We start from the raw sequence: 25,875 nt of genomic DNA on the forward strand, positions 1-25,875 counted from the left end.
CCGGCGACAGCGTGATCGTGCCGATGACGCTGCGCGAGACCGTCGAGCGGACCATGCCGCGCAAAAACTACATCGGCTTCTAATGCCGCGACGGGTACCGAAACTTGTCGGTGGGTGGGGGCATACTGTGGGCATCGCAGCCACCGTTGGCCTCGATGATGCGGTTGGCGAGAACGATGTGGTTCGAAGTGGCTGCGGGAGCCGACCGCTAATGGCGCGCTCGCGGTCGGTGCCACAAGTCAGTCGCCGGCGAAGGCGAGGTGCAGCGGTAGATCCGCATTGACGCGGATGCCGTTGAGCCGTGCGTTCGCCTCGACCAGTGCGCAGATGATCTCGGCCAGGTAGGCGACGAATTTCTCGGTCGGCATGGTGTGTGCCGGTAGCCGGTTCGCGCCGAGCCACCAGTCGGTGGCCGAGGCCACCGCACCGAAGACCGAATAGTTGACGAGTTCGACGCTGGATACTTCGACGGATTTATCGGCGAGCAGTCCGGCGAACAGGTCCGCGGCCCGCTTGGCCGACTGCCGAGCCGACTGCAATGCCCGCTCGGATTCATCGGCCCGCTGGGTGAAGTGGCTGTGCAGCATGAACCGGAAAACATTGGGATGCTCGGATACCACGAGCACATATTCGGCCGCGCCCCGCCGAATCAGCTCGCGCGCCGAATCATTCGTCAGATCGGCACTGGAAATAATCCGCTCCCACAGCATGTCGCGGACCCGGTCGACAATCGCGTTGTACAGGTCGGTCTTGTCCTCGAAGTGCCGATAAAGCTTGGGCTTGGCCGCCCCGGCCTCCTTCGCGATATCTCCCATACTCACCTCGGGCCCGAACTTGTCCAGCGCCCGCAACGCCGCATCCACGAACTCCGCCCGAACCTTCACCCGATGCTCCCGCCACCGCTCGGTCCGAGCATCGACCCGCCTGGGCGTCCCCACATCCACTCCCCGCCCACTGCGCATCACAATCCGACCGTACCAATCCCTACACCCGACCTCGCTGGACGCTGTTGCCGAAACGGCAATAAGGTTGGCGTTTTCGCGGGCGCGGCATACATCATGCGAAAACAGCCGAAATACGCGATGGGAGAGCGGCGCATGAGCGAGGGCACCACAACCGGCACCCAGGAGTTCTGGGAGGGGTTCTATCAGGATCGGGATCAGATTTGGACCGGGAAGCCGAATCCGTTGTTGGTGCGCGAGGCCGCATCGCTCGACCCGGGAACCGCATTGGACCTCGGCTGCGGTGAGGGTGCGGACGCTGTTTGGCTGGCGGGGCTGGGCTGGCGGGTCACCGCCGTCGATGTGTCGTCGACAGCGCTGCGCCGGGCGGCCGTACATGCCGAGCAGGCCGGTGTCGGCGAGCGCATTGTGTTTGCCGAACATGATCTGGCGCAATCGTTTCCGGACGGGGAGTTCGATTTGGTCTCGGCGCAGTTCTTTCATTCACCGGTCGCACAGGACGACGAGCGGACGAAGGTTTTGCGGCGAGCCGCGGAGGCGGTCGGGATCGGTGGGGTTTTGTTGATCGCGGGGCATGCGGGGTGGCCTTCGTTTATCGAAGACCGACATGACGTGCACTTTCCGACGATGGACGAGGTGCTCGACGGGTTAGCGCTCGGGGCGGACTGGAGCGTGGAGACCAAGGATGCGGTCGAGCGGGAAATAACGGGACCGGAGGGGCAGGTGGGTCTGCGTACCGACACCGTGTTGCGTCTTCGGCGGGTGCGCTAGCCACGGTCCCCAGGAACCTCACAGGTAGGGCCCAGCTAGGGTCCAGCGCGGTTCGCGAGGGTAGTCAGCATGACCGAATCGACGACCGCCGCGCACCGGGCGGAAATGACCGAAACGGTGATCACGCCCGTGCTGGACGTCGTGATCCCCGTCTACAACGAAGAAGCCGATCTGGGCATCTGCGTGCGGCGGCTGCACGCCTACCTGCGCGACGGGTTCCCGTTCCCGGCGCGGATCACCGTAGCCGACAACGCGAGCACCGATGACACCATGCAGGTCGCCGAGCTGCTCGCGGACGAACTCGATGACGTGCGCGTCGTGCACCTCGACGCCAAGGGCCGCGGCCGCGCGCTGCGCGCGGTGTGGGAGCACTCCGATGCCCAGGTCGTCGCCTACATGGACGTGGATCTGTCCACCGACCTCAACGCGCTGCTGCCCTTGGTCGCTCCGCTGATCTCGGGACACTCCGATCTGGCCATCGGCACCCGGCTCGACGCGGCGTCGCGAGTCGTGCGCGGACCCAAGCGCGAGTTCATCTCCCGCTGCTACAACCTGATCTTGAAAGCCTCACTGCAGGCGCGTTTTTCGGATGCGCAGTGCGGTTTCAAGGCGATGCGCACCGATGTGGCGCGGCGGCTGCTGCCGCTGGTGCAGGACGGGGAATGGTTCTTCGACACCGAGCTCTTGGTGCTCGCCGAGCGGGCGGGGTTGCGCATCCACGAGGTGCCGGTCGACTGGATCGACGATCCGGACAGCCGGGTCGACATCATCGATACCGCGCGCAAGGATCTGCTCGGCGTGTGGCGACTGCTGCGCGGTCTGACAACCGGTGCGCTGCCGTTGGAGGAGCTGCGCCGCTCGGTCGGACGGGAACCGCTGGTGCCCGGTGTGCCGTTGGGGATGGTCGGGCAGGTGGTGCGGTTCGCCATCGTCGGCGTCATCTCCACGCTCGCCTATATGCTGCTGTACCTGGTGTTGCAGCCGATGACCGGCGCGCAGGTCGCGAACTTCGTCGCGCTGCTGATCACCGCGGTCGGCAATACCGCCGCCAATCGCGCCTTCACGTTCGGGGTGCGTGGATCGAATGACGTTGTGTCACATCAATTCCAAGGTCTCTTGATCTTCGGCTTCGGCTTATTGGTCACCAGCGGCTCGTTGTTCGCCTTGCACCGATGGGCCCCCGACGCCGCCGTTCATCTGGAATTGTTCGTACTCGTGGTCGCCAATCTCATTGCCACGCTGATCCGATTCGTCGGCCTGCGCTGGGTCTTCCGTAACCCGACCGCCATTCGCACGATGGTCACCGAGGGCGGACACCAGTGACCGCTACGCTCACGCCACCGTCGACAGCGGTACCGCCGCACTCGCGCCCCGAGCGCGAGAGCCGCTGGGAGTACCCGGCATTGGCGGTACTGCTGCTCAGCACCGCAATCGCCTACCTGTGCAACCTCAGCGCCAGCGGGTGGTCGAATTCCTTCTATTCCGCCGCGGTACAGGCAGGTTCGAAGTCCTGGAAGGCCTTCTTCTTCGGTTCTTCGGATGCGGCGAACTCGATCACCGTCGACAAGCCACCGGCCTCGCTGTGGTTGATGGAACTGTCGGTGCGGGCGTTCGGACTGAATTCCTGGACCATCCTGGTGCCGGAGGTGCTGCTCGGCGTCGCCTCGGTGGCGCTGGTGTGGGCCACGGTACGCAGGCCATTCGGCCCGGCGGCCGGGCTCATCGCCGGACTGGCACTCGCGGTGACGCCCGTTGCCGCACTGATGTTCCGATTCAACAACCCCGATGCGCTGCTGGTATTCCTGATGATCGCGGCGGCCTGGGCGATGACCAGGGCGGTCGAGGACGGGCGCACCCGCTGGTTGGTGCTCACCGGCGTCTTCATCGGATTCGGGTTCCTCACCAAGCAATTGCAGGTACTGCTGGTGGTGCCGACACTGGCGCTGACCTATCTGTTCGCGGGTCCACCCAAACTCGGCAAGCGGATCCTGCAGCTGCTCGCGGCGGGTTTGTCGATGATCGCCGCGGCGGGCTGGTGGCTGCTCACGGTCGAACTGTGGCCGGAATCTTCACGGCCGTGGATCGGTGGGTCACAACACAATTCGATCGTCGAACTCACCCTCGGCTACAACGGCCTCGGCCGACTGAACGGCAACGAACGCGGCAGCGTCATCCCCGGCGGTGGCGGCGATATGCCGCCCGGTGGCGGTGGCCGCAGCATGTGGGGCAGCACTGGAATCACCCGAATGTTCGAACCGGCGCAGGGCGGTCAGATCGCCTGGCTCATCCCCGCAGCACTGGTCGCCCTTGTTGCGGGAATTCTCTTGCGCGGCAAGGCTGCCCGCACCGATGGACGGCGCGCGGCGCTGATCCTGTGGGGCGGCTGGCTGCTGGTGACCGGGCTGACCTTCAGCTTCATGGCGGGCATTTTCCACCAGTACTACACGGTGGCGCTGGCTCCGGCGATCGCCGCATTGGTCGGTATCGGCGCGGTGCAGCTGTGGCGAGATCGGCATCGACTGTGGGTCCGGCTGTTCGCCGGACTTGCGGTCGGCCTGACCACCGCGACGTCGTGGATGTTGTTGTCGCGCAGCTCGAGCTTTGTGCCGTGGTTGCGCTGGGCGGTGCTGGTGGTCGGTGTGCTCGCGACCATCACGGTGCTGCTGCCCGCACCGCGGAAGGTGGCGCTGGTCGCGGCATTGGCCGCCGCATTCGCCGGATTGGCCGGGCCCGTCGCGTATTCCGCCCAGACCATTTCGACCGGACACGAGGGCGGCATCCCTTCGGCGGGACCGAATGTCGGGCGGTTCGGGATGTTCGGACCTCCACCGTGGGCCGAAGGCACCGGTGGTCCCGGTGGCGAAGGCGGCTTCGGCGGCGGCATCCCCGGTGCGCGAAATGCTGACGGTCGCAATACGAATGGCGCTGGCCGCAATGGCGCGCAGGCGAGAGAACAAGGCACCAACGAAGCGGGCAATCCGATGATGGGCGGCCCCGCCGGTGGTCTGCTCGGCGCGAGCAGGCCGAGCGCGAAGGTCATCGCACTGCTGGAAAACAACGGCTCCGACTACACCTGGGTCGCCGCCGCCACCGGGTCCAACAGCGCCGCCGGATTCCAGCTGGCCACCGAACTGCCGGTCATGCCGGTCGGCGGCTTCAACGGCAGCGATCCGTCGCCGACATTGGATCAGTTCAAGCAGTACGTCGCCGATGGCAAGATCCACTACTTCATCGGCAGTGGCAATCGCGGCGGTGCGGAGGGCGGTTTCGGATTCGGCCGCTCCGGCACCAGCAGCGAGATCAGCAAGTGGGTGGAAGAGAACTTCACCGCGACGGAAGTCGACGGCATCACGCTCTACGACCTGACCGCAGCCCACTAATCGGCATCCTGCTGCCGGGATCCGCGCCGAGCTCACGGGACGGGCGCGGATCCGGCACAGCGATTCGCCCGGTGCACGCATCGGGCGAATCGCGTTGTGTATCAGGCGTAAGTAGCTTCGACCCACTCTGCGAACGTCGGACCGGCCAACTCGGCGTGCGCCCCGGGCAGCAACCCACCGTTCTCGTACTGCGCACGATCCGGGTTCGCCTCATCACTCGACTCGATCACCTGGGCAGGCGCACCGAGCTTGGCCGCGAGCAAACCGGCCGCACCCGCCATCGTCTCCGGCTGCGGTCCCGCGATCTCGGGGAACGGCACATCGAGCGACTCCGGCAACGGATTCACCGCCAGTTCCACCAGCGCCTCGGCCACCGCCCGCGCCGCCACCAACTGGGTGCGCATCTTCGGCAGATAGGCGATGTCGCCCTGGGTCCCCCACTGCATCATCACCTCGACCAACTCGTGGAACTGGGCCGCCCGCAGAATCTGCACCGGCAGCGGCCCTTCCAGCAACGCGGCCTCATGCGCCAGCTTCGCGGCGTTGTATCCGGCGAGCGAGCCATCGATGCCGATGATGGACACCACCACCAGCCGCTCGACACCGGCCTTCTGCCCCGCCTCGTGCAGGTTGCGCGCCGCGGCTCGGAAGAATTCGGTCGCGATGGTCTGATCGGCGGACGGCGTGCTGGACGCATCGATGACAACATCCACACCGTCGAGCGCCTCGACAAGTCCGACGCCGGTCTCGATATCCACGCCGTTGGCGCGGGAGAATGCGACGACCTCGTGCCCCTGCTCGTTCAGCACATCCACGACGTGGCGGCCCAGCCGTCCGGTCGCTCCGGCCACCGCTACCTTGATGTTCGACATGATTCCCGCTCCTGATTTCGCCGCGTTGTTCCGCTTTCACAGGGAGGACGACGCAGGACGACCGAGTGTGACATCCGGTTCCTCGAGATTCCTTTACCTACTTCCTCGAAATCCTCTTAATGCGGCATTCATCCGAAACCCTTTCGCACGCCGCGAACTCCGGGAATGATGATCCAGTCGCGCCAACCCTTCGAACCACCAGGAAAACCGTGAGAAGCATTTCGAGATTCGTCCTGACCGTCATCGGTGCGCTTGTCGCCATCGCGCTCACCGTCGGCTTCGCCTCGACCGCGTCGGCCGCACCGGGCGAATCACCGGAACCGACGGCACCGGTCGCGACCCAGCCGATCGCCGCGGCAACCGAACCGACCCCGCAAGCCGACCTCATCGGCCAGTGCCTGGCACCCGGCGACACCATCGAGGTCAGGACGCTGGTCGGTGGTCTGCTCGGCGCCACTATCGGCGGCATCGCTGGTCTGCCCCTCTTCTTCGTCGGCGCGATTCCGGGATTGATCATCGGCGGACTCCTCGGCGTCCTCATCGGTTCCACCTCCTACGCCGTCGATGAAGGGCACCTTCAGCAGCAAGGCTTGTGCTAGTCACCCACCCGACAACATTGCGTCGGCAATCGCTGATGCCCCGGTAGGCCAACAAACACTGTTTCCGCGCATCGTTTCGCCCGCGATTTCGTGCGCGGCGTGACAAAAGGCACGCGGGAGCGCATGTTGTTACCGAGGCAAGCTATTGGACGACACGGTTGTCGCGAAAGTGGTTGCGGGGCAAGGTGCTAGCGTGCTGGTATGAGCTCGGCCACTGATCGATTCATAGACGCCGTATTCGACTTCGAACGCGCGGTGCGCGCGCAGGATCCAGAAGCACAGCAACAGGCCCACATGGAGTTGCATCGTCTGTACCAATCGGCGACTCCGGAGGAAATGGCGCAGGGCGGAAAACTGCTCGCCGATGTGCTGACAGATGTACCGCCGGGACCGCGGGCCAGTATCGCGGTCCTGATCGGCGCGTGCGTCGAAGGTGGCGCGGATCCGGTGGCATGCGCGCCGAGCGTGCTTGCCAATCTCGCCGAATCCCTCGATAGCGCAACCGAATTCGCGCAGCAGTGGGCGACCGCCGATGTCGGCGAAGCCCCCGACCCGGAGCATGTCGAGCTGGACCCGGAACTGTTCGAATACTTCGGCTTCGACCCGACACTGTCGTGGTGGACGCTCGCCGACTGGAATCGGGCTGCGTTGGCCATGTTGTCGCACAAGGAAGTTCGACAGAAGTTCGGACACTCCGGTCGCGAGATCATCCGCGAGCGGCACGACGCACTCGGCGAAATCTCGGACCGGTGGGATAAATGCCTCGGCTATGCGTTGAGCGTGCTGGACGACGAGCCGGTCATCGTGCTGCACCGCGAGACCAACACCGGCTACGCCATGCGCATGACCGGCATCGGCGACAACTTCCAATTGCACACCCTGCTCGCCGACGCCCTCATCGGCGGCGGGCATATTCCGGGTGAGGCGCCGTCGGCGGACGCGGTCGCGATGTGCCGCGATGTTCCCGGCATGGTGCACACCACCGGATCGTTCAATCTGGTAGCGCCGGATGGCAGCTGGATCTGGAACGAGGGCACGCCCTCCGATATTCCGGTCGTCGACGGCACCCGTCTACTGGTGCTGGATCCGCCTCCGTACCAACGCAGTTGGCCCGCCGGGCGCTTCTTCCCGAATATGGTCGGCGACCTTACCCTGGAACGGGTGCTCACCCCGGATGAAACGGCCGCCTGGTTCGAGCGTGTATCACCGGCGAAGGGTCCCAACGAGGAGTAGCGGCTGACGCCTTAGCCCAATCGGCGACTCAGCTCGGCCCGGCCACTCGAATCCGCCAGCTCCACCCGGCATCGGCTCGAGCAGAAATCACCTCCACCTGGCGGCTCAGCTCCACCTGGCGGCTCACCTCCACCTGGAGGCTCACCTCCACCTGGCGGCTCAGCTCCACCTGGCGGCTCAGCTCTACCCGGCGGCTCAGCTCCACCTGGCGGCTCAGCTCCACCTGGCGGCTCAGCTCTACCCGGCGGCTCAGCTCCACCTGGCGGCTCAGCTCTACCCGGCGGCTCAGCTCCACCTGGCGGCTCAGCTCCACCTGGCCGCTCAGCTCCACCCCGCGGCTCAGCTCCACCCCGCGGCTCAGCTCCACCCGCGGCTCAGCTCCACCCGGCGGTTCAGCTCCGGCCTGGCAACTCAGCCCGGCCCCAGCTGGGGCGCCGGGCTCAGGGCGGTGGGGGGTGCAGTGCGGCGTGCAGCGTGGCCGCCCATTGCGAGACGATCTGTTTGCGGCGCGCCGAGTCGTCGGTCAGGACATCGGCCAGACCGAGCCCGCGTGCCATATCGAGTGTCGCCTGAACGAGGTGATGGGTAACCGGATCATTATCGTCCACGCCGAGCGCCGCCACGGCCCGGCGATGCGATATGCGCCCAAATTTGGCCTCCAGCGGCACAATTCGCTCCCGCAGTGCCGGATCGGCCGCCGCATGCGTCCACACCTGCAGCGCCGCTTTGAACAGCGGGCTGGTGTAGGAGTCGACCAGACCGGCCACCACCGCCTCGGTGCGCTCGACCCCGCCGGCCAGCGCGGCCATCGCCAGCGCCTCATCCTTGGACTGCTGGGTGCGGGTGTCGAACATGTACTCGAGTGCGGCGGTGATCAGGTCTTCCCTGGTCGGGAAGTGATGCTGGGCGGCGCCCCGTGACACCCCGGCCCGTTCCGCGACGACCGAGACCGTCGCCGCTGCCCAACCCTTTTCGGCCAGGCAGTCGATGGTCGCCTCGAGCAGGCGCTGCCGGGTGATCCGGCTGCGGTCCTGCTTGGGTTCGTGGGGTGTCACCATCAGTTCACTCCGAACAGGCTGGCGGCCGTGGTGGCATTGGTCGTCGGCGATGTCACGGCGCTATTCTGCCCAGGTCGGTGGACGGCGCTGCAAGAAGGCCATCATGCCCTCCTGTACCTCTGGCGTGCCGAAGCAGCTCGCGGAACGTTTCGCCAGCGCCTCGGCGGAGCTGTCGAACTCGGCCAGGATGCCCGCGTTGACCAGTCGCTTGGCCTCGGCGAGACCCTGCGGGGAGCCCTTGCGCAGCTCCGCGCCCAGTCGTGCCACCTCGGCCGCCGGATCGTCGGCGGTAATGGTGACCAGACCGATCTGCTCGGCGATATCCGCGCCGAACTTCTCGCCGGTGAGGTAGTAGCGACTGGCCGCGCGCGGGCTCAGCCGCGGCAAGAGGGTCAGCGAAATCATGAACGGCGCCAATCCGATTCGCACCTCGGTGAGTGCGAAACTGCTGCCGGGACCGGCGACGACGATGTCACAGGCCGCGACGATGCCCATGCCACCGGCGCGCACATTGCCGTCGATCTGGGCGATGATCGGCTTCGGTGTTTCGACGAGCCGGCGCAGTACGCCGATCATCACCCGGGTGCGCTCATCGGCGGCAACGGCCGGATCGGCATTGCTGGCCTCACTCAGGTCGGCGCCCGCGCAGAAGGTATTGCCGGTGTGCGCGAGCACGATGCCGCGCACGGCGGGGTCGGCTGCGGCATCGTCGAGACCCTGCAGCAACTCGGCGACCAGCCGCGAGGACAGCGCATTGCGGTTGTGCGGCGAGTCGAATGTCAGCGTCGCGAATCCATTGCCGACCTCGTAACGCACGTATGGCGCGGTGGATGTCTCGGTCATCGAGCCTCCTGTCGTGGCATCCGAGCCCGCCCTCGTCGCCCCGACATCGGAAGACGAGGGCGGGATATCAGTAGGACTTCGGCAGGCCCAGCGAGTACTGGGCGACGAAATTCAGCACCATCTCGCGGCTGACCGGGGCGATGCGACCGATGCGGGCGGCCGCGAGCATCGCGGCGAGTCCGTACTCCTTGGTGAGGCCCGCGCCGCCGTGGGTCTGGATGGCCTGATCGAGTGCCTTGATACTGGCTTCGGCCGCAGCGTATTTCGCCATATTCGCGGCCTCGGCCGCGCCCATCTCATCGCCCACGTCGTAGAGCGTCGCGGCCTTCTGCATCATCAGCCTGGCCAGTTCCACCTCGACCTTCACTGCGGCGAGCGGATGCGAAATGCCTTGGTGCGCACCGATCGGTGTCTTCCACACCGTGCGTTCCTTGGCGTATTCGACGGCACGGTCGATGGCGTAGCGGCCCATGCCGACGGCCATCGCCGCGCCCATGATGCGCTCGGGGTTGAGGCCCGCGAACAGCTGCATGAGCGCGGCATCTTCCTTGCCCACCAGGGCATCCGACGGCAGGCGCACGTCATCGAGGAACAGCGTGAACTGGTGGTCCGGCTCGATGATGTCCATTTCCTGCGGCGTCTTGATGAAGCCGGGGGCATCGGTGGGCACGATGAACAGCGCGGGCTTGAGCTTGCCGGTCTTGTGGTCCTCGGTGCGCGACACGATGAGCACGGCCTCGGCCTGGTCCACACCGGAGATGAAGATCTTGCGGCCGTTGAGGATCCAGTCGTCACCGTCACGACGCGCGGTGGTGGTGATCTGGTGCGAGTTCGAACCGGCGTCGGGTTCGGTGATACCGAAGACCATCTTGGCGGTGCCGTCGGCAAGTTTGGGCAGCCAGAGCTGCTTCTGCTCGTCGGTGCCGTATTTGGTGATGATGGTGCCGCAGATCGCCGGAGAAACCACCATCAGCAGCAGGCCCGCACCTTGCGCGGACAGCTCCTCCATCACCAGTGCGAGCTCGTACATGCCCGCGCCACCGCCGCCGTATTCCTCCGGCAGATTCACGCCGAGGAAGCCGAGCTTGCCTGCCTCATCCCACAATTCGGTGAGCGGCTCGTTCTTGCGCGCCTTCGGCAGCACATAATCGCGGAAGCCGTACTTAGCGGCGAGCGCGGCGACCGCGGATCGCAGCGCCTTCTGCTCGTCGGTTTCGATGAAACTCATGAGTTCTCCTGGGATTCGGTGGGATCGACGACGGCGAGCACGGCGCCGACATCGACCTGCTGGCCGACAGTGACATTGAGGACGCTGAGCACGCCCGCGGCGGGTGCGGAGATGGTGTGCTCCATCTTCATGGCCTCCAGCCACAGAATCGGCTGGCCCTGTTCGACGGCGCTGCCGACCTCCGCGCCGATACGGATCACGCTGCCCGGCATAGGCGCGAGCAGTGAACCGTGCGCGACCTGATCGGCCGGATCGCTGAAGCGCGGCAGTCTGCGCACCGAAACCGGTCCGAGCGGCGAGTCGACGCAGACCAGCTCGCCGTAGCGGGCGATATCGAATTGCCGACGCACCAAGCCGCGTTCGCCGGGCACCGCGAGGACTACACGCCCGGGACTCGCCGCTACCAATTCGAGGCCGTCGTAACCATCGACCGCGACACCGGTTCGGGTGAATCGGTATCCGATGTCATGTATTCCGCTGGTCCGACTTTCGTACGACTTGCGCTGTGACTGTGCCGGTAGATTCCGCCAGCCCGCTGGCAGCCCGCCACCGACTCTGGCCGCCTGCCGGTTCGCCGCGGCATCGGCGAGCGCGGCGGCGACAATGGACAGTGCCTCATCGGCTTCGGAAACCAAAGGCGCGGAGAGCGAATCCAACCCGTGCGTTGCGAAGAACGCTGTGTCGGTATCCCCAGCCAGGAATGCCGGATGGCGTAGCACCCGCACCAGGAGATCGCGGTTGGTCAGCAGGCCGTGAATCTTGGCGCGCTGCAAGGTCGTTGCCAGCAGGCGCGCCGCTTCACCGCGAGTCTCGGCGTAGGAGATGACCTTCGCCAGCATCGGGTCGTAATGCACGCCGACAACCGAACCGTTCACCACACCCGTATCCAGGCGTACGCCGGGCCGGTCGAGAACATCGAATTGGTTTGCCACCGAGGGAATATCGAGCCGATGCACCGTCCCGCTCTGTGGCTGCCATTCGTGCGCCGGATCTTCGGCATACAGCCGGACCTCGATCGAATGCCCACGCAGCGGCGGCGGCGCGAGCGCCAACTCGCCGCCAGCCGCGACCTCCAGCTGAGTCCGCACCAGATCAAGTCCGGTGGTGCATTCGGTCACCGGATGCTCCACCTGCAGCCGGGTATTCATCTCCAGGAAGTAGAACTCCCCCGTCTCGTCGGCGAGGAATTCCACGGTCCCGGCACCGGTGTAGCCGATCGCACCGGCCGCGAGCTTGGCCGCCTCGAACAGTCGCTCGCGCATGCTCTGTCCATTGGTCGTAAGCGGGGACCCTTCGTGGTCACGCGCCTCCTGGCCTGCCCCGCGCCCGCCGTCGATCCGCTGGACCAGCGGCGAGGGCGCCTCCTCGACCACCTTCTGGTGACGGCGCTGAATCGAGCATTCCCGCTCGCCGACGGCCCAGATGGTGCCGTGGGTATCGGCCATGATCTGGACTTCGATATGTCGGCCGGTCTCTAGATACCGCTCGCAGAACACCGTCGGATCGCCGAATGCGGACTCGGCTTCCCTGCGCGCTGCGGCGATCTGGGGTTCCAGATCGGCGAGTTCGCGCACCACGCGCATACCGCGCCCACCACCACCGGCGGACGCCTTGATCAGCACCGGCAGATGCGCTGTGGTGACCTCGGCGGGATCGAGTTCGGCCAGTACCGGCACTCCGGCCGCATCCATCAACTTCTTGGAAGCGACCTTCGAACCCATCTGTTCGATGGCCTCGACCGGCGGGCCGATCCACACCAGTCCGGCTGCCAGTACGGCCTGCGCGAATTCCGCATTCTCGGAAAGGAATCCGTAACCGGGATGGATGGCATCGGCCCCGGTGGCCAAGGCAGCCTCGATGATCAGCTCGCCGCGCAGGTAGGTCTCGGCAGGGCTACTGCCCGGAAGACGCACCGCCGCATCGGCTTCGGCGACATGCGGTGCCGCGGCATCCGCATCGGAGTAGACCGCGACCGTACCGATTCCCATGCGGCGACAGGTCGCGAAAACCCGACGGGCGATCTCACCGCGATTGGCAACCAGGACATTCGTTAACGACATCGCGGCCCTCACATCCGGAAGACGCCGAAGCCATCGGCGCCCTTGACTGGGGCATTGTGGATGGCCGACAACGCCATTCCCAATACCGTGCGGGTATCACGGGGATCGATCACACCGTCGTCGTACAGCCGCCCCGACATGAACATCGGCAGCGATTCGGCCTCGATCTGTGCCTCCACCATCGCGCGCATCCCGGCATCGGCCTCCTCGTCGAACGGAAGGCCCTTGGCCTCCGCGGCCGCACGACCCACGATGGAAATCACACCGGCGAGCTGCGCACCGCCCATGACAGCGGATTTCGCACTGGGCCAAGCGAAGACGAACCGCGGGTCATATGCGCGACCACACATGCCGTAATGACCGGCACCATAGGACGCGCCCATCAACAGCGAGATATGCGGCACCTTCGAATTCGAGACCGCATTGATCATCATCGCGCCGTGCTTGATGATGCCCTTCTGTTCGAACTCCTTACCGACCATATAGCCGGTGGTGTTGTGCAGGAACAGCAGTGGCGTATTCGACTGATTGGCCAGCTGGATGAACTGGGTCGCCTTCTGCGACTCCTCCGAGAACAGCACGCCGCGCGCATTGGCGAGAATGCCGACCGGATAACCATGCAGTTCCGCCCAGCCGGTCACCAGGCTGCTGCCGTAGAGCGGTTTGAATTCATCGAAATCGGAGCCGTCGACCACGCGGGCGATCACCTCGCGCGGATCGAACGGAATCTTCAGATCGGACGGAACAATGCCGAGCAGATCGTCCGGGTCGTACAGCGGCTCGATCACCTCGGCGCGCGGAGCCGGACCCTGCTTCTTCCAGTTCAGCCGCTTGATAATCGAGCGACCTATGCGAATCGCGTCCTGCTCGTCGGCCGCCAGATAATCGGCCAGACCCGAGACGCGCGCATGCATATCCGCGCCGCCGAGCGATTCGTCATCGGATTCCTCACCGGTGGCCATCTTGACCAGCGGCGGCCCGCCGAGGAATACCTTGGAGCGCTCCTTGATCATTACCGTGTAGTCGGACATGCCCGGGATATAGGCGCCACCGGCGGTCGAATTGCCGAAAACCAGAGCGATGGTGGGGATTCCAGCCGCAGACGCCCTGGTGAGGTCGCGGAACATCCGTCCGCCGGGCACGAAGACTTCCTTCTGTGTCGGCAGATCCGCGCCGCCGGATTCGACGAGTCCGATCACCGGTAGTCGGTTCTGCATGACAATGTCGTTCATGCGCAGGTTCTTGCGCAGTGTCCACGGATTCGAGGTGCCACCGCGCACCGTGGGATCCGGCGCGACGATCATGCATTCGACGCCCTCGACAATGCCGATACCACAGACAACACTCGCCCCGACGTGGAAGTCGCTGCCCCACGCGGCAAGTGGACACAGTTCGAGGAATGGCGAATCCTCGTCGATGAGCAGTTCGATGCGCTCACGCGCGGTGAGCTTGCCACGTTTGCGATGCCGGGCGAGCTTATCCGGGCCACCGCCCGCGATGGCCTTGGCGAATTCGGCCTCCACTTCGGCGAGTTTGGTGGTCATGGCCTCGGCCGCGGCCGTGTACTCCGGCGATGCGGTATCGAGGGTGGTGCGTAGTGTCGTCAAGACTGGTACCCCAATCGTTTCGCCGCCAGTCCGGTCAGGATTTCAGTTGTGCCACCGCCGATACCGAGAATCCGGATATCGCGATACTGCCGCTCGACCTCGGATTCGCGCATATAGCCCAGGCCGCCGAATAGCTGCACAGCCTGATTGGCGACCCATTCGCCCGCCTCGACCGCGGTGTTCTTGGCGAAGCACACCTCGGCGATCAAATCGGTTTCGCCATCGGCGCTGTATCTACCCACCCCGCCGACTGCGTCGGCTACCGTCCCCCAGTGCTGCACCACATCTCGGGTGTAGACGCGCGCCACGTCGATGCGGCGGGCCATTTCGGTCACCGTATTCTGCACGGCCTGCCTGCTGATCAGCGGGCGGCCGAAGGTCTCTCGGCTGCGCACCCAGTCCAAGGTCAGGTCCAGGCAACGCTGGGCCTGTGAATACGCCTGCACCGCGAGCCCGACCCGCTCACTGACGAAGGCACCTGCGATCTGATAGAAGCCGGAATTCTCCGGTCCGACCAGATTCTGCACCGGCACCCGAACATCCACATAGGACAGTTCGGCGGTGTCGGAAGCCCGCCACCCCATCTTGTCGAGCTTGCGGCTGACCGTGAAGCCGGGCATACCCCGCTCCACCACCAGCAGCGAAATCCCGCCGGAGCCCGGACCGCCCGTGCGCACGGCGGTCACCACGAAATCGGCGCGCACACCCGAGGTGATGTAGGTCTTGGCGCCATTGACGATGTAGTGGTCGCCATCGCGGCGTGCGGTTGTGGTGAGGTGGCCGACGTCGGAGCCGCCACCCGGTTCGGTAATCGCGAGCGAGCCGATCTTCTCCCCGGCCAGTGTCGGGCGCGCGAAGCGCTCGATCAGATCTGCATTACCCGAGGCGATAATGTGCGGCACCGCGATACCGCAGGTGAACAGCGAGGCGAACAGACCGCCGGAGCAACCGGCCTGATGCATCTCCTCACAGACGATCATGGCGTCGATACCGTCACCACCGGAACCTCCCGCGGATTCCGGGAATTGAATGCCGAGCAGCCCGAGCGCTCCGGCCTTCTTGTGCAGTTCGCGTGGGATCTCGCCGTCGCGCTCCCAGGCGTCGAGGTACGGAAGAACTTCTCGCTCGGCGAAACCTCGTACGGTGGCGCGCAATTCACGCCGTTCCGGTGTATTCCACGGACTCATAGCAACTCCAATGGGATATCAACATGACGCGAGCGCAGCCATTCGCCGAGCCCTTTGGCCTGCGGATCGAAGCGGGCCTGATAGGCCACCCCCTGCCCGAGCAGACCCTCGATAATGAAGTTCACGGCACGCAGATTCGGCAGCACGTGTCGGGTGACGGTCAGCGGCGCGGCCTCGGGCAGCAGTTGCTTGATCCGCTCCACCGTCAGTATGTGCGCAAGCCAGCGCCACTGCTCATCGGTGCGAACCCACACGCCGATATTGGCATTGCCGCCCTTGTCACCGCTGCGGGCCAGCGCGATCGTGCCGAGCGGGGCTCGGCGAGTGCCGTTGGTGGGCAATGGCTGCGGTAGTTCCGGCTCGGCTACCTCCGCCAATTCCAGAGTGTCCGACGCGGGTGCGATATCGACCCGCGTGCCCTGCGGCAGCACCGCCGCATGCGGCACCTCGGCGGCATCGACGAACCCCGGCGTGTACACGCCATACGGCGAACCATTGCCGGGCAGGCTGGTGAAGCTGGTGCCCGGATAGCTGGCCAATGCCAATTCGACCGCGACATTGGAGAAGGAGCGACCGACCTTGTTCGGATCCGGATCGCGAACCACGCAGCGCAGCAAAGCGCTTGCCTGCTCTTCGGTTTCGGCATCGGGACGGTCGAGGCGCGCCAACGTCCAGGTCAATTCCGCGGGCCGCACGGGCAGCCAGGACTCCAGCTGCCGTTGCGCCAGTTCGGCTTTCGCCTCGATATCGAGTCCGGTGAGCACGAACTCCATCTCATTGCGGAAACCACCGAGAGTATTGAGCGACACCTTGAGCCGCGGCGGCGGCGCTTCACCGGTCACACCGCTGATCAACACCCGATCCGGACCTTCTCGAGTCAGCTCGATACTGTCCAGCCGCGTAGTGACATCGGGTCCCGCATAACGCGCACCCTGGATCTCGTACATCAGCTGTGCTGCAACGGTATCCACCGTAACCGCACCACCCGTGCCCTGATGCTTCGTAATGACACTGCTGCCATCCCTACGCACTTCGGCAATCGGGAAACCCGGCCGCCCCAGATCGGCGAGCTCGGTGAAGAACGCGAAATTGCCGCCGGTGGCCTGGGTACTGCACTCGATCACATGTCCGGCCACCACCGCACCGGCTAGCCGGTCGTAATCGGTTCGCCCCCAACCGAAATGAGCGGCGGCCGGGCCGACAACCACCGAGGCGTCGGTGACCCGACCGGTGACCACGATATCCGCGCCCGCGTTCAAGCATTCGACGATGCCCCAGGCACCGAGATAGGCATTCGCGGTCAACGGTGATCCGAGGCCGAGCTCACCTGCCCGGCTGAGCAAGTCGTCCCCCTCGACATGCGCGACCTTGGCTTCGAGTCCAAGATCCGCGGCAACCTTGCGCAGCTTCTCCGCGAGCCCGGCAGGGTTGAGGCCGCCCGCATTGGTGACGATCTGCACATTGCGTTCCAGCGCCAGCCCGAGGCAGTCCTCGATCTGCCGGACAAAGGTCTTGGCATAGCCGAGGCTGGGATCCTTCATCCGGTCGCGGCCGAGTATCAGCATGGTCAGCTCGGCCAGATAGTCCCCGGTGAGCACATCGAGCTGCCCGCCCTCGAGCATCTCCCGCATGGCGCTGAGCCGATCACCGTAGAACCCGGAACAGTTGCCGATTCGGATCAGCTCCGGATCGGCGGCCAGCATACTCATCAGCTGGAAGGCCCTCCTGTGCGGCGAACCGTCCCAGCGCGCCGCGTTGCGCCGCCGGTGAAGTCCGCGTTCCGGGTCCAGCATCACACCGGATCAAGAAAAAAGCAAGCACGCGTGCTTGTTAATTGAACAGTGTGCTATCAGCAGACAGAGCACGCGAGGCAGAATGACCAAATGTCGTCCGTCATCCTGTTCGCCCTGGCCGGATTCCTGCTGGGCGGCGCCTACTCCACCTGGAAGACCGCCCGCCCCCTCGCCATCGCCCTGGTGGTACTCGCCGTTCTAGCCGCCGCGGGCGCGGTCGCCTGGTTGATGTAGGCACTCCACTCGCCACCGCAATGGCGTGCTCGCCGTACTAGCGGCCGCCTGCGCGATCACCTGGTTGATATAGGCACCTCAACCCACTCGACCACGACGGAGCGAGTCTTACCGTTTCGCATCCGAAATCGTTGAAGCGCAGGCGGTGCAGGTGCGAGTCGCGCCCATCCCGCATGCGTGCACCAGGTACCGAACGCCCCGCCACTACCGACCACAACGGAGCGAGTCCTACGAACGACCGTTCGCGGCCCGTCTCGCGTCCGAACCCTCGAGCACAAGCGACGAAGTCGCGAGTCGCGCCGTTCCAGCACGCGTGCACCAGATGCCGAACACCCCGCCACTACCGACCACAACGGAGCGAGTCCTACGAACGACCGTTCGCGGCCGGTCTCGCATCCGACCCGGCCAAACGCATGCGCCGCAGGCGCAAGTCGCGCCCTTCCAGCACGCGTGCACCAGATGCCGAACACCCCGCCATCACTGACCCCAACGGAGCGAGTCTTACGAGCGACCGTTCGCGGCCCGTCTCGCCTCCGAGCCGTCGAAGCGCATGCGACGAAGTCGCGAGTCTCGACGGCTCGGACGCGAGACACCAGGGGGCCGCGAACACGCCGCGCCCGCGCGGCCAAAAACACAGCACACGCAGCGCCGAAGGCGCTGCCATTAACACAGCCGGAAGATCCGCAGGTCCTCCGGCACCCCACTCAGCGGTGCGGCGAAGAAACTGCGCCGGTACGGCTTGACCGAGAATCCGAGTTCGTCGAGCGTCTCCGGCGCGAGGGCCTGCAATGTCGCATGCGAAAGCATGGTGTTGCCATTGCCTCCGGCCTCCATCACCCGGGCGGCAATCGTCACGTCCACACCGAGCCAGTCGCCGCCGATCTCGCGCGGCGAGCCGGTGTGCAGACCGATCCGCATCTGCGGCCGATAACCGCGCACACTGACATCGGCGAGATTCCGTTTGGCCTGCACAGCCGCGCGCACCGCATGATCGGCCGAGGTGAACACGGCCATCACGCCGTCGCCCATGCGTTTGACCACCTGACCGCCGCGATCGGCGATCGGCGGTTCGATGGCCTTGGCTACTCCGCGCAACAATTCGAGGGTCGCCTCATCGCCAGCCGAGAGCGACCAACTGGAGAACGCCACCAGATCGGTGAACATCACAGTTATTTCTTCGCTACCTCGACCGCGGCCGACGCGTTCCAACATGGCCTGCCAGACCTGCAGTGCGCCGAACCCGATTTCCCGAGCCGCGCTCGGCGTATCGCCGACCAACTTGTCCGCCGCGCGCGCCACCGCGCGGGCACCTCCGGGACCCGAAACCGAAAGCGGGTCACCGAAAGACGGGTCACCTGGCAGTTGTTCGCGCGCCTTGCGCAGTGCACCGATGATGTCGGGCCGCTGGTTCGCGGCATTCACCAAGGCGGAGAACTGACCGCGTCGAATTCCCGAGCCGGGACGACGAGCGGATCGATCCTCGTCGGCGGGCACCAACGGTATGGTCACCTCGGATGGGCCGCCCCCGTTGTTCTCCGGCTCCGTCCCCGGCTCAGCACCGCCGGAAGGTGTTTCGGTCACGCCCCGAGCGTATCTCAGCCGACCAACCGTCGGCGGGGTACGTGTTATCGCCACCTGCGCCCCCTCGATCAGACTGAGCGGGCACTTCGACGGGTCCGCCAATGGATAACTCACTGGTTGCTGAATCCTGAGCGTAGCCAGGGCTGATTCCGGATGGAAGCGCTGCCGGGCATAGTTTCCGGGATGTTCACATGCCGCCCGGATTGTCCCCAATACATACACCGGCCCGGTGTGGAAGGGGATTCACACACCGGGCCGATGACACATCGTCCGCCGGGCAGTGGCAGACGGTGCGCGGGGCGCTCGGACCTCCCGACAAGGTCGGCGCCCGTCACCCGAGCGGCGAGGGAGGGCAACTCGGGTAGTTCAATCATGCATCGCGTTGGTTGACGATAACCAGTGCACCGCCGAAGACAATTGCGACGAAAACCGCGAAGTAGAGCAGACCGCCCCACGGTCCCCAGTGCCAGTTCGCCGTCGATTCGGAGGCGCTGTAGAAGTGGCTCGCATTCGCGAACGGCAGGAACGGCTGCACATTGCGTCCGAAGCTGCCGAAGGCGCCGAGTAGCGGCTCGATCAGCAGCGGCCACAGCACGATCAGGGAAATCGCCGCGGCCGACTGCCGGACCAGCACACCGATGCCGACCGCGAGGATTACGCCGAGGAACGTATAAATCGGAATGCCGTAGATCTCGCGCCAGGCATCACCGCCGGAGAGCGTCAGATTGTTGGCCGCATCACCACCGATTGCCTTGGCGATCGCGTAGGCGGCGAAGGCCAGCACAATGGTGAGCACCGCGCCGTATACGCCGACCAGACCCGCCTTGGTGGCGATCACCTTCGCGCGATGCGGTGTCGCCTGGAAGGTGGTCCGGATGATGCCGAAGCGGTATTCGCTGGTCACGGTCAAGGTGGCCATGATCATCAAGACCATCACGCCGAATCCGCTGATCCCGCCGACCGCCGTGGACACGGTGAGATCGAGCGCATTCTCCTTGCCCGATGACGAGCGGGCGACCGCCGCGAACAGCGCGGCCAAGCCGAGGGCGAGCACCACCACGATCGCCGAGCACCACCACGGCGACCTGGTCGAGGTGAGCTTGATACGTTCCGCTGCCAGCACGCCCATCAGAGCGCACCTCCCATCACCTGGTCGAAGCCTTCGCCGTGGTACTCCACCGCGCCACCGGTCATCCGCATGAAGGCCTCCTCCAGCGAGGCCCGCTGCGGTGCCAATTCGTACAGGGTGATGTCGTTGGAACCGGCCAGCTTGCCGACCGTGTCACTGGTTACCCCGGCCACGACCAATGCGGCGCCGTCCTGGCCGGTGCCGTCCTCGCGGACGGTCATGCCATTGGAGGTGAGCAAGCTGCGCAACTGCTCGAGTTGCGGACTGCGCACGCGTACCGACTGTTCCGAGGCGCGCTCGATGAATTCCTGAGTGGTCGAATCGGAAATCAGCTGACCGCGTCCGATGACGACCAAATGCTCTGCGGTCTGGGCCATTTCGGAGAGCAGATGGCTCGAGACCAGCACCGTGCGCCCTTCGGCCGCGAGCCGCTGCATGAAGCGGCGGATCCAGAGGATGCCCTCGGGGTCGAGGCCGTTCACCGGCTCGTCGAACAACAGCACCGGCGGATCGCCGAGCAGCGCCCCGGCCAAGCCGAGCCGCTGCGACATGCCGAGGGAGTAACCACCGGCGCTCTTACCCGCCACCTCGGACAGGCCGACCAGCCGCAGCACCTCGTCCACGCGGGATGTGGCGATGCCGTTCGAGGCGGCCATCCACTGCAGATGCGCGCGGGCCGAACGGTTCGGATGCACCCACTTGGCATCCAGCAGCGCACCGACGGCACGCAGCGGATGGTCCAGCTCGTGGTACGGCTTGCCCTGGATCAATGCGGTGCCCGCAGTGGGCTTGTCCAGGCCGAGGATCATCCGCATAGTGGTGGATTTACCGGCGCCGTTCGGCCCAAGAAAGCCCGTCACCTGTCCGGGTCGAACGGTGAAGGAGAGATCTTTAACCGCGACGGTCTGCCCGAAATGCTTGGTCAGGCCCCTCAGCTCGATCATGGTGACCAGCTTTCCTCATTGCGCGGCCACGCGCGTCATTAAATGGTGCCGAGTTCGATCATCCTCGAGGATGACGAGGGATGCCCTCGGCCCCCAGTCGTATCAGGGGAATCCCCCTGACCGATGCCCCTTTTAACGAGCCGAGGCTCCGAGCGGGCCGCCAGATATCATCCGCTGGACGTCAACTGTAGGCCGCAACCCTCACGCCGATCGCGGTAGCCGCGCCAACACCAGGCCGGAGCCGACCGGGGCCTTGTCTACTCGTCGTCCTCGTCATCGCGGCTGGAGGTCGGCCAGCACACCGCGCCGACCAGCACTGCCAGCGGCAACCCAACCGCCACAGCCAACTCGAACACAACCGTCGCGTTCACGACTGCGTCTCGCTGACGCCCGGCTCTGTCGTACGAGATTGCGCGCTGTGCTGATAATTCACTCGCTGGTGCTCGCTCACCGCAGCCGCCCGGAAGGCGCGACCGCCGCCCAACGATGGAACGACAGCCGCGGCAGCACGATCTCCACATCGGCCACACTCATGATCGCGTTCACCGCAAGCACATTCAGGTGTTCGAGCGATGGCGCGACCACCGCATCGACATCAGCGCAGCGGACCTGGTCGACCAGCGGAAGCGGCGATAACTCCGACGGCCAGATCAGCGCATACCCGAGCCGCTGCGCCAGCCGCCGAATCTGTGCCACATCCCAGCCCGACGCCGAGCTGATTTCGAGGTCGACCCATCCCAACGCGGTCGGCTCTTCTCGCATCGCAATACCCCCTCGGTCGCATGGTTGGCACCCGCCGCCGAGGGTGCCGATGCAGAAGGCGTCGACCCGGCGGCGCGTGCTACCTCGAGCGTCACACCCGGGGACCACGGCATTCAATGGCACTTCGACAAGCGATGATGCGGAAGTGCCACAGCGAAGTCTCGCGCGCAGAGCCCGGCGGCACGCGAAAAGGATTGGTGTGCTTAGTATTCCAGGCGGACCAGATCAGCCAGCTCGCGCATTTCGTCGGTGAGAGTCCCTCGGCGGGTGATGATCCTGCCGACCAGATCCCGGGCCATCCGCTGCTCGATCAACCACGGCCGGGCTTCGCGAGACAGGCGTAGCAGGGTTTCGAATGCCGCGTCGTAACGGCGTAGCTCGATATGCGCGTGCGCGACGTCCAGCAGATGCCGGTTTCGGTTATCCGATGTCGGCCGCAGGCCCGCTGGCACGTTGCGGGCGAGTCGCAGTGCCAGATCCGGCCGATCGTCCACGACCGCGTTCTCTACTCGTTTCATCGCGACCGTCGCGGCGTCGAAAGTTGTCCAATATTGGTGGTAGCCGCCCGGTTGGCGGCGGACCGCGACAGCTCCGGCCTGGGCAAGACGCATCATGTCGTCGGCCTCGTCGGACCGGTTGTCCCTGATGGCTGCGGCGGACGCCCGCAACAGCAACCAACCCCACGTCGAGATCTCCTCGGTGGTGGCCACCGACAGTCGCGGCTCGACCCGATCGGCCCATTGCGTGGCCAGCTCGCGAACCTTCTCGAACTGCCGCTCGACCAGCAGCAGCCAGCACAGGGTCACCACGGCCGACGCCGCGTCGAGCACGTTGCCGGTCGCTTCGGCTTCGGCCAGGGAACGCTCGAGCGCCACCCGCGCTGGCTCCAGCTGGCGGGTCTGAACCAGCACCGAACCGGCAAGTTGCAGAATCCGCGAGCGCATGAGTGGAGACCCGGCATGGCCGTCCTCGATCAGTCGAGGCAACACCGCGGCGAGCCGCTCGTACTCGTTGTCGTGGTACAGCTTCACGGCCCCAGCCAGTGCTTCTGACATGGCACCGTCGGCTACCGACCCGCCGTCCTGCACATGCCTCGGCGACAGGATGGCAGTACGGGTCGGGAGCCACAGATTGCCCCCGCCACTTTCGGGTGTCCCCGGGTTCGGGCCGAGCAACACAGACACCGGGCACTCCAGCGCGACGGCCATCCGGCGCAGAGTTTCGATCCGGGTATCGTCGCGCTCTCCCTGCTCGATCTTGCGGACCAACGACACCGAGACATTCGAAGCTTGTGCAAGCTCCCGCTGAGTCAGCCCCCGCCGCTTCCGAACCGATTGCAGGCGTTCACCGAGATCCGCCATGATCCGAGCATACGGCCATGTGCATGCGCCCGTCACGCTTCGGGCTGCTGCCGCGCATTGATTCGCGCGCCACGCACGAATTCGCACGAGACAACATGCGTGGCAGGCGAATCGCTGCGCCGGACGGTGCTATCGGCGGCAGGCGTGCGTCAGCGGCGTTGTAGCGACTCAGCGGGGCGGTGAGGAGGCTTGGGACCAGAAGCGTTTGGGGATGCGGCCTGCTCGACGCGCCAGGTGACCGGCGGTGACCGCATTGCGCATAGCGGCGGCCATGAGGGCAGGTTGCTGGGCTCGGGTAACGGCGGTGGCGAGCAGCACGGCCGAGCAGCCGAGTTCCATGGCCAGGGCGGCGTCGCTCGCGGTGCCGATGCCCGCGTCGAGGATGATCGGGACGCCCGCGGCCGCCACGATCATCTCGATATTGTGTGGATTGCCGATGCCGAGTCCGGTGCCGATCGGCGCGCCGAGCGGCATGACGGCGGCACAGCCCGCATCCTCCAGTCGACGGGCCAGGATCGGGTCGTCGGTGGTGTACGGCAGTACGACGAATCCGGCATCGACCAATTGTTCCGCGGCGGTGAGTAATTCGATCGGGTCGGGGAGCAGGGTGCGGTCGTCGGCGATCACCTCGAGTTTGACCCAGTTGGTATCGAGGGCCTCGGCGGCCAGTTGCGCGGTGAGCACGGCCTCGGCAGCCGTATGACAGCCCGCGGTATTGGGCAGCGGCGTGATCTCGAGGCGTTTGAGCAGGTCGAGCACGCCGGTGCCGCCGACGGCGTCGACCCGGCGCATGGCGACCGTGGTCAGCTCGGTGCCCGAGGCGATCAACGCCTCCTCCAGCACGGCCAGATTCTCGGCGCCGCCGGTGCCCATGATGAGGCGGGAGCCGAATCGCTTGCCCGCGATCTCCAGTGCGTCAGGGGTGTCCAGTGCTTCAGCCACCCTGGACCGCCGTAAGCACTTCGATCTCCCAGCCGCGCCCGACCGGCTCGTCCCAGCGGGACTTCGGGAAAACCGCACCGTCCACCGCGAGCGCGACGCCCTGCGACGGCAGCCCGAGACGATCGAGAAGTTCACGCACCGAGAGGGATCGGTCGAATTCGTGGTCCTGCCCGTTCACGGTGACACCGATGGGGACCGAGGTCATCGAACTCCTCCTGCAGATCTTGCGAGTGACGGCGAGTGCGCCGTCGAAAAACGTTGGGGGTCGGCGGCTTTCGCATCAGCGAGCGGTGCGCCTTCGAGCAGGCCCAGCACCGCGTCGACGGTGAGCGGTACCGTCAGCATGCCGTTGCGGCCGTGGCCGGTGGCGACCACGATCCGGTCGGTGAGCCGCCCGATCAAAGGCAGGTTGTCGGGGGTACCCGGCCTGGATCCGGCGCTGGCCTCGGCCAATTCGTATTCGCCGATACCGGGCAGCACCGCCTCGGCGTCGGCGATCAGGTCGCGGACCCCGGTGACGGTCACGGTCGTGTCGAAGCCCGCTTCGTATTGTGTTGCGCCGACGACGATTCCGTCCGCGCGGGGCACCAGGTAGACCTGTCTGCCGTGCACCCGCGCGCGAATCACGCGCTGCGGCGGTGGTGTCGCGCCCGGACGATGGCGCAGGCGCAGGATCTCGCCCTTCACCGGGCGGACCGGGAGTTCGGGCCACAGTCGCGAGGATGCGGCGCCCGCGGCCAGCGCGACTTGCTCCTGTGGCAGTGCGTCCACTCTTTCCACCGTTTCGGCACGCACCTCGACTCCTGCTGTCCCGCAAGCCTTTTGGAGGGCATCCAGCAGTCGTCGATTATCGATGGCGGGTTCGGCGGGTGCGCGTAGACCGGCGCGCACGGTGCGCGCCAGCGCGGGTTCCAGTGCGCGCACACCGGCCCGGTCGAGCACCTCGAGCTCATGGCCGCGAGCACCGACCCATTCGGCCACCGTGCGCAGATCGGCGGCGTCCGCGCCATCCAGCGCGACGGTCAGGGTTTCATCGGCGACGAATACCGATACACCGGTCCGCGATTCGAGTCGTGCGGCGAATTCGGGCCAGCGAGCCAGCGAGGCCGCGCCGAATTCCAGGACTGGATCCTCCCCCGGCCAGCCCTCGGACAGCGGTGCGAGCATCCCCCCGGCAACCCAGGAGGCGCCGGACCCGACGGCGGGATCGAATACGGTGACCGACCAGCCCGCCTCGGCCGCCCGCCAAGCGGCCGCGAGTCCGATGACGCCGCCACCGACGACGGCCAGAGTCCGCACTAGATCCACCTGCCTCACTATTCGCATCCC

The 25,875-nt window shown here is 65.8% G+C and carries 24 protein-coding genes; 6 read left to right on the plus strand and 18 right to left on the minus strand.

The window, feature by feature from the left end:
- Positions 1-239 precede the first annotated feature (239 nt).
- The gene (locus ACIBG0_RS18270) at positions 240-938 is read right to left on the minus strand and encodes a TetR/AcrR family transcriptional regulator (RefSeq protein WP_397033809.1); all 699 of its coding nucleotides are present in this window, start codon (positions 936-938) and stop codon (positions 240-242) included.
- A 159-nt stretch (positions 939-1,097) separates the two neighbouring features.
- On the opposite strand from ACIBG0_RS18270, the gene ACIBG0_RS18275 reads away from it, so the two are divergent.
- From ACIBG0_RS18275 to ACIBG0_RS18285, 3 genes are all read left to right on the plus strand, one after another.
- On the plus strand, positions 1,098-1,733 hold the full coding sequence (locus tag ACIBG0_RS18275; RefSeq protein WP_397033810.1) for a class I SAM-dependent methyltransferase: 636 nt from the start codon (positions 1,098-1,100) through the stop codon (positions 1,731-1,733).
- A 69-nt stretch (positions 1,734-1,802) separates the two neighbouring features.
- Positions 1,803-3,056: a glycosyltransferase gene (locus ACIBG0_RS18280; RefSeq protein ID WP_397033812.1), complete on the plus strand. Its 1,254-nt coding sequence runs from the start codon at positions 1,803-1,805 to the stop codon at positions 3,054-3,056.
- On the plus strand, positions 3,053-5,113 hold the full coding sequence (locus tag ACIBG0_RS18285; RefSeq protein ID WP_397033813.1) for an ArnT family glycosyltransferase: 2,061 nt from the start codon (positions 3,053-3,055) through the stop codon (positions 5,111-5,113). The genes ACIBG0_RS18280 and ACIBG0_RS18285 overlap by 4 nt, the downstream gene beginning before the upstream one ends.
- A gap of 101 nt (positions 5,114-5,214) precedes the next feature.
- Here ACIBG0_RS18285 and ACIBG0_RS18290 read toward each other — a convergent pair whose 3' ends face one another.
- Complete coding sequence (locus tag ACIBG0_RS18290; protein ID WP_397033815.1) at positions 5,215-5,985, minus strand: SDR family oxidoreductase; 771 nt, start codon at positions 5,983-5,985, stop codon at positions 5,215-5,217.
- A gap of 209 nt (positions 5,986-6,194) precedes the next feature.
- On the opposite strand from ACIBG0_RS18290, the gene ACIBG0_RS18295 reads away from it, so the two are divergent.
- Both ACIBG0_RS18295 and ACIBG0_RS18300 read left to right on the plus strand, forming a co-directional pair.
- A complete protein-coding gene (locus tag ACIBG0_RS18295) occupies positions 6,195-6,584 on the plus strand; it encodes a hypothetical protein (protein WP_364353815.1) in 390 nt (129 codons plus the stop codon).
- Between the two features lie 201 nt (positions 6,585-6,785).
- Positions 6,786-7,817 carry a hypothetical protein gene (locus tag ACIBG0_RS18300; protein ID WP_397033817.1) on the plus strand — a complete coding sequence of 344 codons (1,032 nt, stop codon included), beginning with the start codon at positions 6,786-6,788 and terminating at the stop codon, positions 7,815-7,817.
- A gap of 28 nt (positions 7,818-7,845) precedes the next feature.
- Here the strand turns inward: ACIBG0_RS18300 and ACIBG0_RS18305 are convergent, their stop codons facing one another.
- The 8 genes from ACIBG0_RS18305 to ACIBG0_RS18340 all read right to left on the minus strand — a co-directional run bounded on the left by ACIBG0_RS18305 (position 7,846) and on the right by ACIBG0_RS18340 (position 17,509).
- The gene (locus ACIBG0_RS18305; RefSeq protein ID WP_397033818.1) at positions 7,846-8,184 is read right to left on the minus strand and encodes a hypothetical protein; all 339 of its coding nucleotides are present in this window, start codon (positions 8,182-8,184) and stop codon (positions 7,846-7,848) included.
- A 73-nt stretch (positions 8,185-8,257) separates the two neighbouring features.
- Complete coding sequence (locus tag ACIBG0_RS18310) at positions 8,258-8,875, minus strand: TetR/AcrR family transcriptional regulator (RefSeq protein ID WP_397033820.1); 618 nt, start codon at positions 8,873-8,875, stop codon at positions 8,258-8,260.
- Between the two features lie 60 nt (positions 8,876-8,935).
- Complete coding sequence (locus ACIBG0_RS18315) at positions 8,936-9,718, minus strand: enoyl-CoA hydratase family protein (RefSeq protein WP_397033821.1); 783 nt, start codon at positions 9,716-9,718, stop codon at positions 8,936-8,938.
- Between the two features lie 67 nt (positions 9,719-9,785).
- Positions 9,786-10,946 carry an acyl-CoA dehydrogenase family protein gene (locus tag ACIBG0_RS18320; protein WP_397033822.1) on the minus strand — a complete coding sequence of 387 codons (1,161 nt, stop codon included), beginning with the start codon at positions 10,944-10,946 and terminating at the stop codon, positions 9,786-9,788.
- Entirely contained in the window at positions 10,943-13,006 is a 2,064-nt protein-coding gene (locus tag ACIBG0_RS18325; RefSeq protein ID WP_397033824.1) for an acetyl/propionyl/methylcrotonyl-CoA carboxylase subunit alpha, read from the minus strand. The genes ACIBG0_RS18320 and ACIBG0_RS18325 overlap by 4 nt, the downstream gene beginning before the upstream one ends.
- An 8-nt stretch (positions 13,007-13,014) precedes the next feature.
- Positions 13,015-14,613 (minus strand): acyl-CoA carboxylase subunit beta, encoded by a 1,599-nt coding sequence (locus tag ACIBG0_RS18330; RefSeq protein WP_397033826.1) that lies wholly within the window; start codon positions 14,611-14,613, stop codon positions 13,015-13,017.
- Positions 14,610-15,800 (minus strand): acyl-CoA dehydrogenase family protein, encoded by a 1,191-nt coding sequence (locus tag ACIBG0_RS18335; RefSeq protein WP_397033828.1) that lies wholly within the window; start codon positions 15,798-15,800, stop codon positions 14,610-14,612. The genes ACIBG0_RS18330 and ACIBG0_RS18335 overlap by 4 nt, the downstream gene beginning before the upstream one ends.
- Positions 15,797-17,509, minus strand: a complete 1,713-nt coding sequence (locus ACIBG0_RS18340) for an acyclic terpene utilization AtuA family protein (RefSeq protein WP_397033830.1) — start codon at positions 17,507-17,509, stop codon at positions 15,797-15,799. The genes ACIBG0_RS18335 and ACIBG0_RS18340 overlap by 4 nt, the downstream gene beginning before the upstream one ends.
- 174 nt (positions 17,510-17,683) lie before the next feature.
- On the opposite strand from ACIBG0_RS18340, the gene ACIBG0_RS18345 reads away from it, so the two are divergent.
- A complete protein-coding gene (locus ACIBG0_RS18345; protein WP_169338115.1) occupies positions 17,684-17,827 on the plus strand; it encodes a hypothetical protein in 144 nt (47 codons plus the stop codon).
- A 663-nt stretch (positions 17,828-18,490) separates the two neighbouring features.
- On the opposite strand, the gene ACIBG0_RS18350 is transcribed toward ACIBG0_RS18345, so the two are convergent.
- The 8 genes from ACIBG0_RS18350 to thiO form a co-directional block, all read right to left on the minus strand.
- The gene (locus ACIBG0_RS18350; protein ID WP_397033832.1) at positions 18,491-19,408 is read right to left on the minus strand and encodes an adenylate/guanylate cyclase domain-containing protein; all 918 of its coding nucleotides are present in this window, start codon (positions 19,406-19,408) and stop codon (positions 18,491-18,493) included.
- A 370-nt stretch (positions 19,409-19,778) separates the two neighbouring features.
- The gene (locus ACIBG0_RS18355) at positions 19,779-20,537 is read right to left on the minus strand and encodes an ABC transporter permease (RefSeq protein WP_397033833.1); all 759 of its coding nucleotides are present in this window, start codon (positions 20,535-20,537) and stop codon (positions 19,779-19,781) included.
- Positions 20,537-21,481, minus strand: coding sequence for an ABC transporter ATP-binding protein (locus ACIBG0_RS18360; protein ID WP_397033834.1), 945 nt, complete (start codon positions 21,479-21,481; stop codon positions 20,537-20,539). The genes ACIBG0_RS18355 and ACIBG0_RS18360 overlap by 1 nt, the downstream gene beginning before the upstream one ends.
- Before the next feature lie 447 nt (positions 21,482-21,928).
- Positions 21,929-22,243, minus strand: coding sequence for a hypothetical protein (locus tag ACIBG0_RS18365; RefSeq protein WP_397033836.1), 315 nt, complete (start codon positions 22,241-22,243; stop codon positions 21,929-21,931).
- A gap of 203 nt (positions 22,244-22,446) precedes the next feature.
- Entirely contained in the window at positions 22,447-23,604 is a 1,158-nt protein-coding gene (locus ACIBG0_RS18370; protein WP_397033838.1) for a helix-turn-helix domain-containing protein, read from the minus strand.
- A 168-nt stretch (positions 23,605-23,772) separates the two neighbouring features.
- A complete protein-coding gene (locus tag ACIBG0_RS18375) occupies positions 23,773-24,546 on the minus strand; it encodes a thiazole synthase (protein WP_397033840.1) in 774 nt (257 codons plus the stop codon).
- Complete coding sequence (gene thiS / locus ACIBG0_RS18380; protein WP_397033842.1) at positions 24,539-24,751, minus strand: sulfur carrier protein ThiS; 213 nt, start codon at positions 24,749-24,751, stop codon at positions 24,539-24,541. The genes ACIBG0_RS18375 and thiS overlap by 8 nt, the downstream gene beginning before the upstream one ends.
- Positions 24,748-25,845: a glycine oxidase ThiO gene (gene thiO, locus ACIBG0_RS18385; RefSeq protein WP_397034085.1), complete on the minus strand. Its 1,098-nt coding sequence runs from the start codon at positions 25,843-25,845 to the stop codon at positions 24,748-24,750. The genes thiS and thiO overlap by 4 nt, the downstream gene beginning before the upstream one ends.
- Positions 25,846-25,875 lie beyond the last annotated feature (30 nt).

This window comes from Nocardia sp. NPDC050630, from assembly GCF_044457245.1.
Lineage (GTDB): Bacteria > Actinomycetota > Actinomycetes > Mycobacteriales > Mycobacteriaceae > Nocardia.

Excerpts from the sequence above, each read along its gene's own strand:
- ACIBG0_RS18275 (WP_397033810.1), top strand. The coding sequence starts at position 1,098 with ATGAGCGAGGGCACCACAACCGGCACCCAGGAGTTCTGGGAGGGGTTC.
- ACIBG0_RS18280 (WP_397033812.1), top strand. The coding sequence starts at position 1,803 with ATGACCGAATCGACGACCGCCGCGCACCGGGCGGAAATGACCGAAACG.
- ACIBG0_RS18290 (WP_397033815.1), bottom strand. The coding sequence starts at position 5,985 with ATGTCGAACATCAAGGTAGCGGTGGCCGGAGCGACCGGACGGCTGGGC.
- ACIBG0_RS18300 (WP_397033817.1), top strand. The coding sequence starts at position 6,786 with ATGAGCTCGGCCACTGATCGATTCATAGACGCCGTATTCGACTTCGAA.
- ACIBG0_RS18310 (WP_397033820.1), bottom strand. The coding sequence starts at position 8,875 with ATGGTGACACCCCACGAACCCAAGCAGGACCGCAGCCGGATCACCCGG.
- ACIBG0_RS18315 (WP_397033821.1), bottom strand. The coding sequence starts at position 9,718 with ATGACCGAGACATCCACCGCGCCATACGTGCGTTACGAGGTCGGCAAT.
- ACIBG0_RS18320 (WP_397033822.1), bottom strand. The coding sequence starts at position 10,946 with ATGAGTTTCATCGAAACCGACGAGCAGAAGGCGCTGCGATCCGCGGTC.
- ACIBG0_RS18325 (WP_397033824.1), bottom strand. The coding sequence starts at position 13,006 with ATGTCGTTAACGAATGTCCTGGTTGCCAATCGCGGTGAGATCGCCCGT.
- ACIBG0_RS18335 (WP_397033828.1), bottom strand. The coding sequence starts at position 15,800 with ATGAGTCCGTGGAATACACCGGAACGGCGTGAATTGCGCGCCACCGTA.
- ACIBG0_RS18340 (WP_397033830.1), bottom strand. The coding sequence starts at position 17,509 with ATGAGTATGCTGGCCGCCGATCCGGAGCTGATCCGAATCGGCAACTGT.
- ACIBG0_RS18345 (WP_169338115.1), top strand. The coding sequence starts at position 17,684 with ATGTCGTCCGTCATCCTGTTCGCCCTGGCCGGATTCCTGCTGGGCGGC.
- ACIBG0_RS18355 (WP_397033833.1), bottom strand. The coding sequence starts at position 20,537 with ATGGGCGTGCTGGCAGCGGAACGTATCAAGCTCACCTCGACCAGGTCG.
- ACIBG0_RS18360 (WP_397033834.1), bottom strand. The coding sequence starts at position 21,481 with ATGATCGAGCTGAGGGGCCTGACCAAGCATTTCGGGCAGACCGTCGCG.
- ACIBG0_RS18365 (WP_397033836.1), bottom strand. The coding sequence starts at position 22,243 with ATGCGAGAAGAGCCGACCGCGTTGGGATGGGTCGACCTCGAAATCAGC.
- ACIBG0_RS18370 (WP_397033838.1), bottom strand. The coding sequence starts at position 23,604 with ATGGCGGATCTCGGTGAACGCCTGCAATCGGTTCGGAAGCGGCGGGGG.
- thiS (WP_397033842.1), bottom strand. The coding sequence starts at position 24,751 with ATGACCTCGGTCCCCATCGGTGTCACCGTGAACGGGCAGGACCACGAA.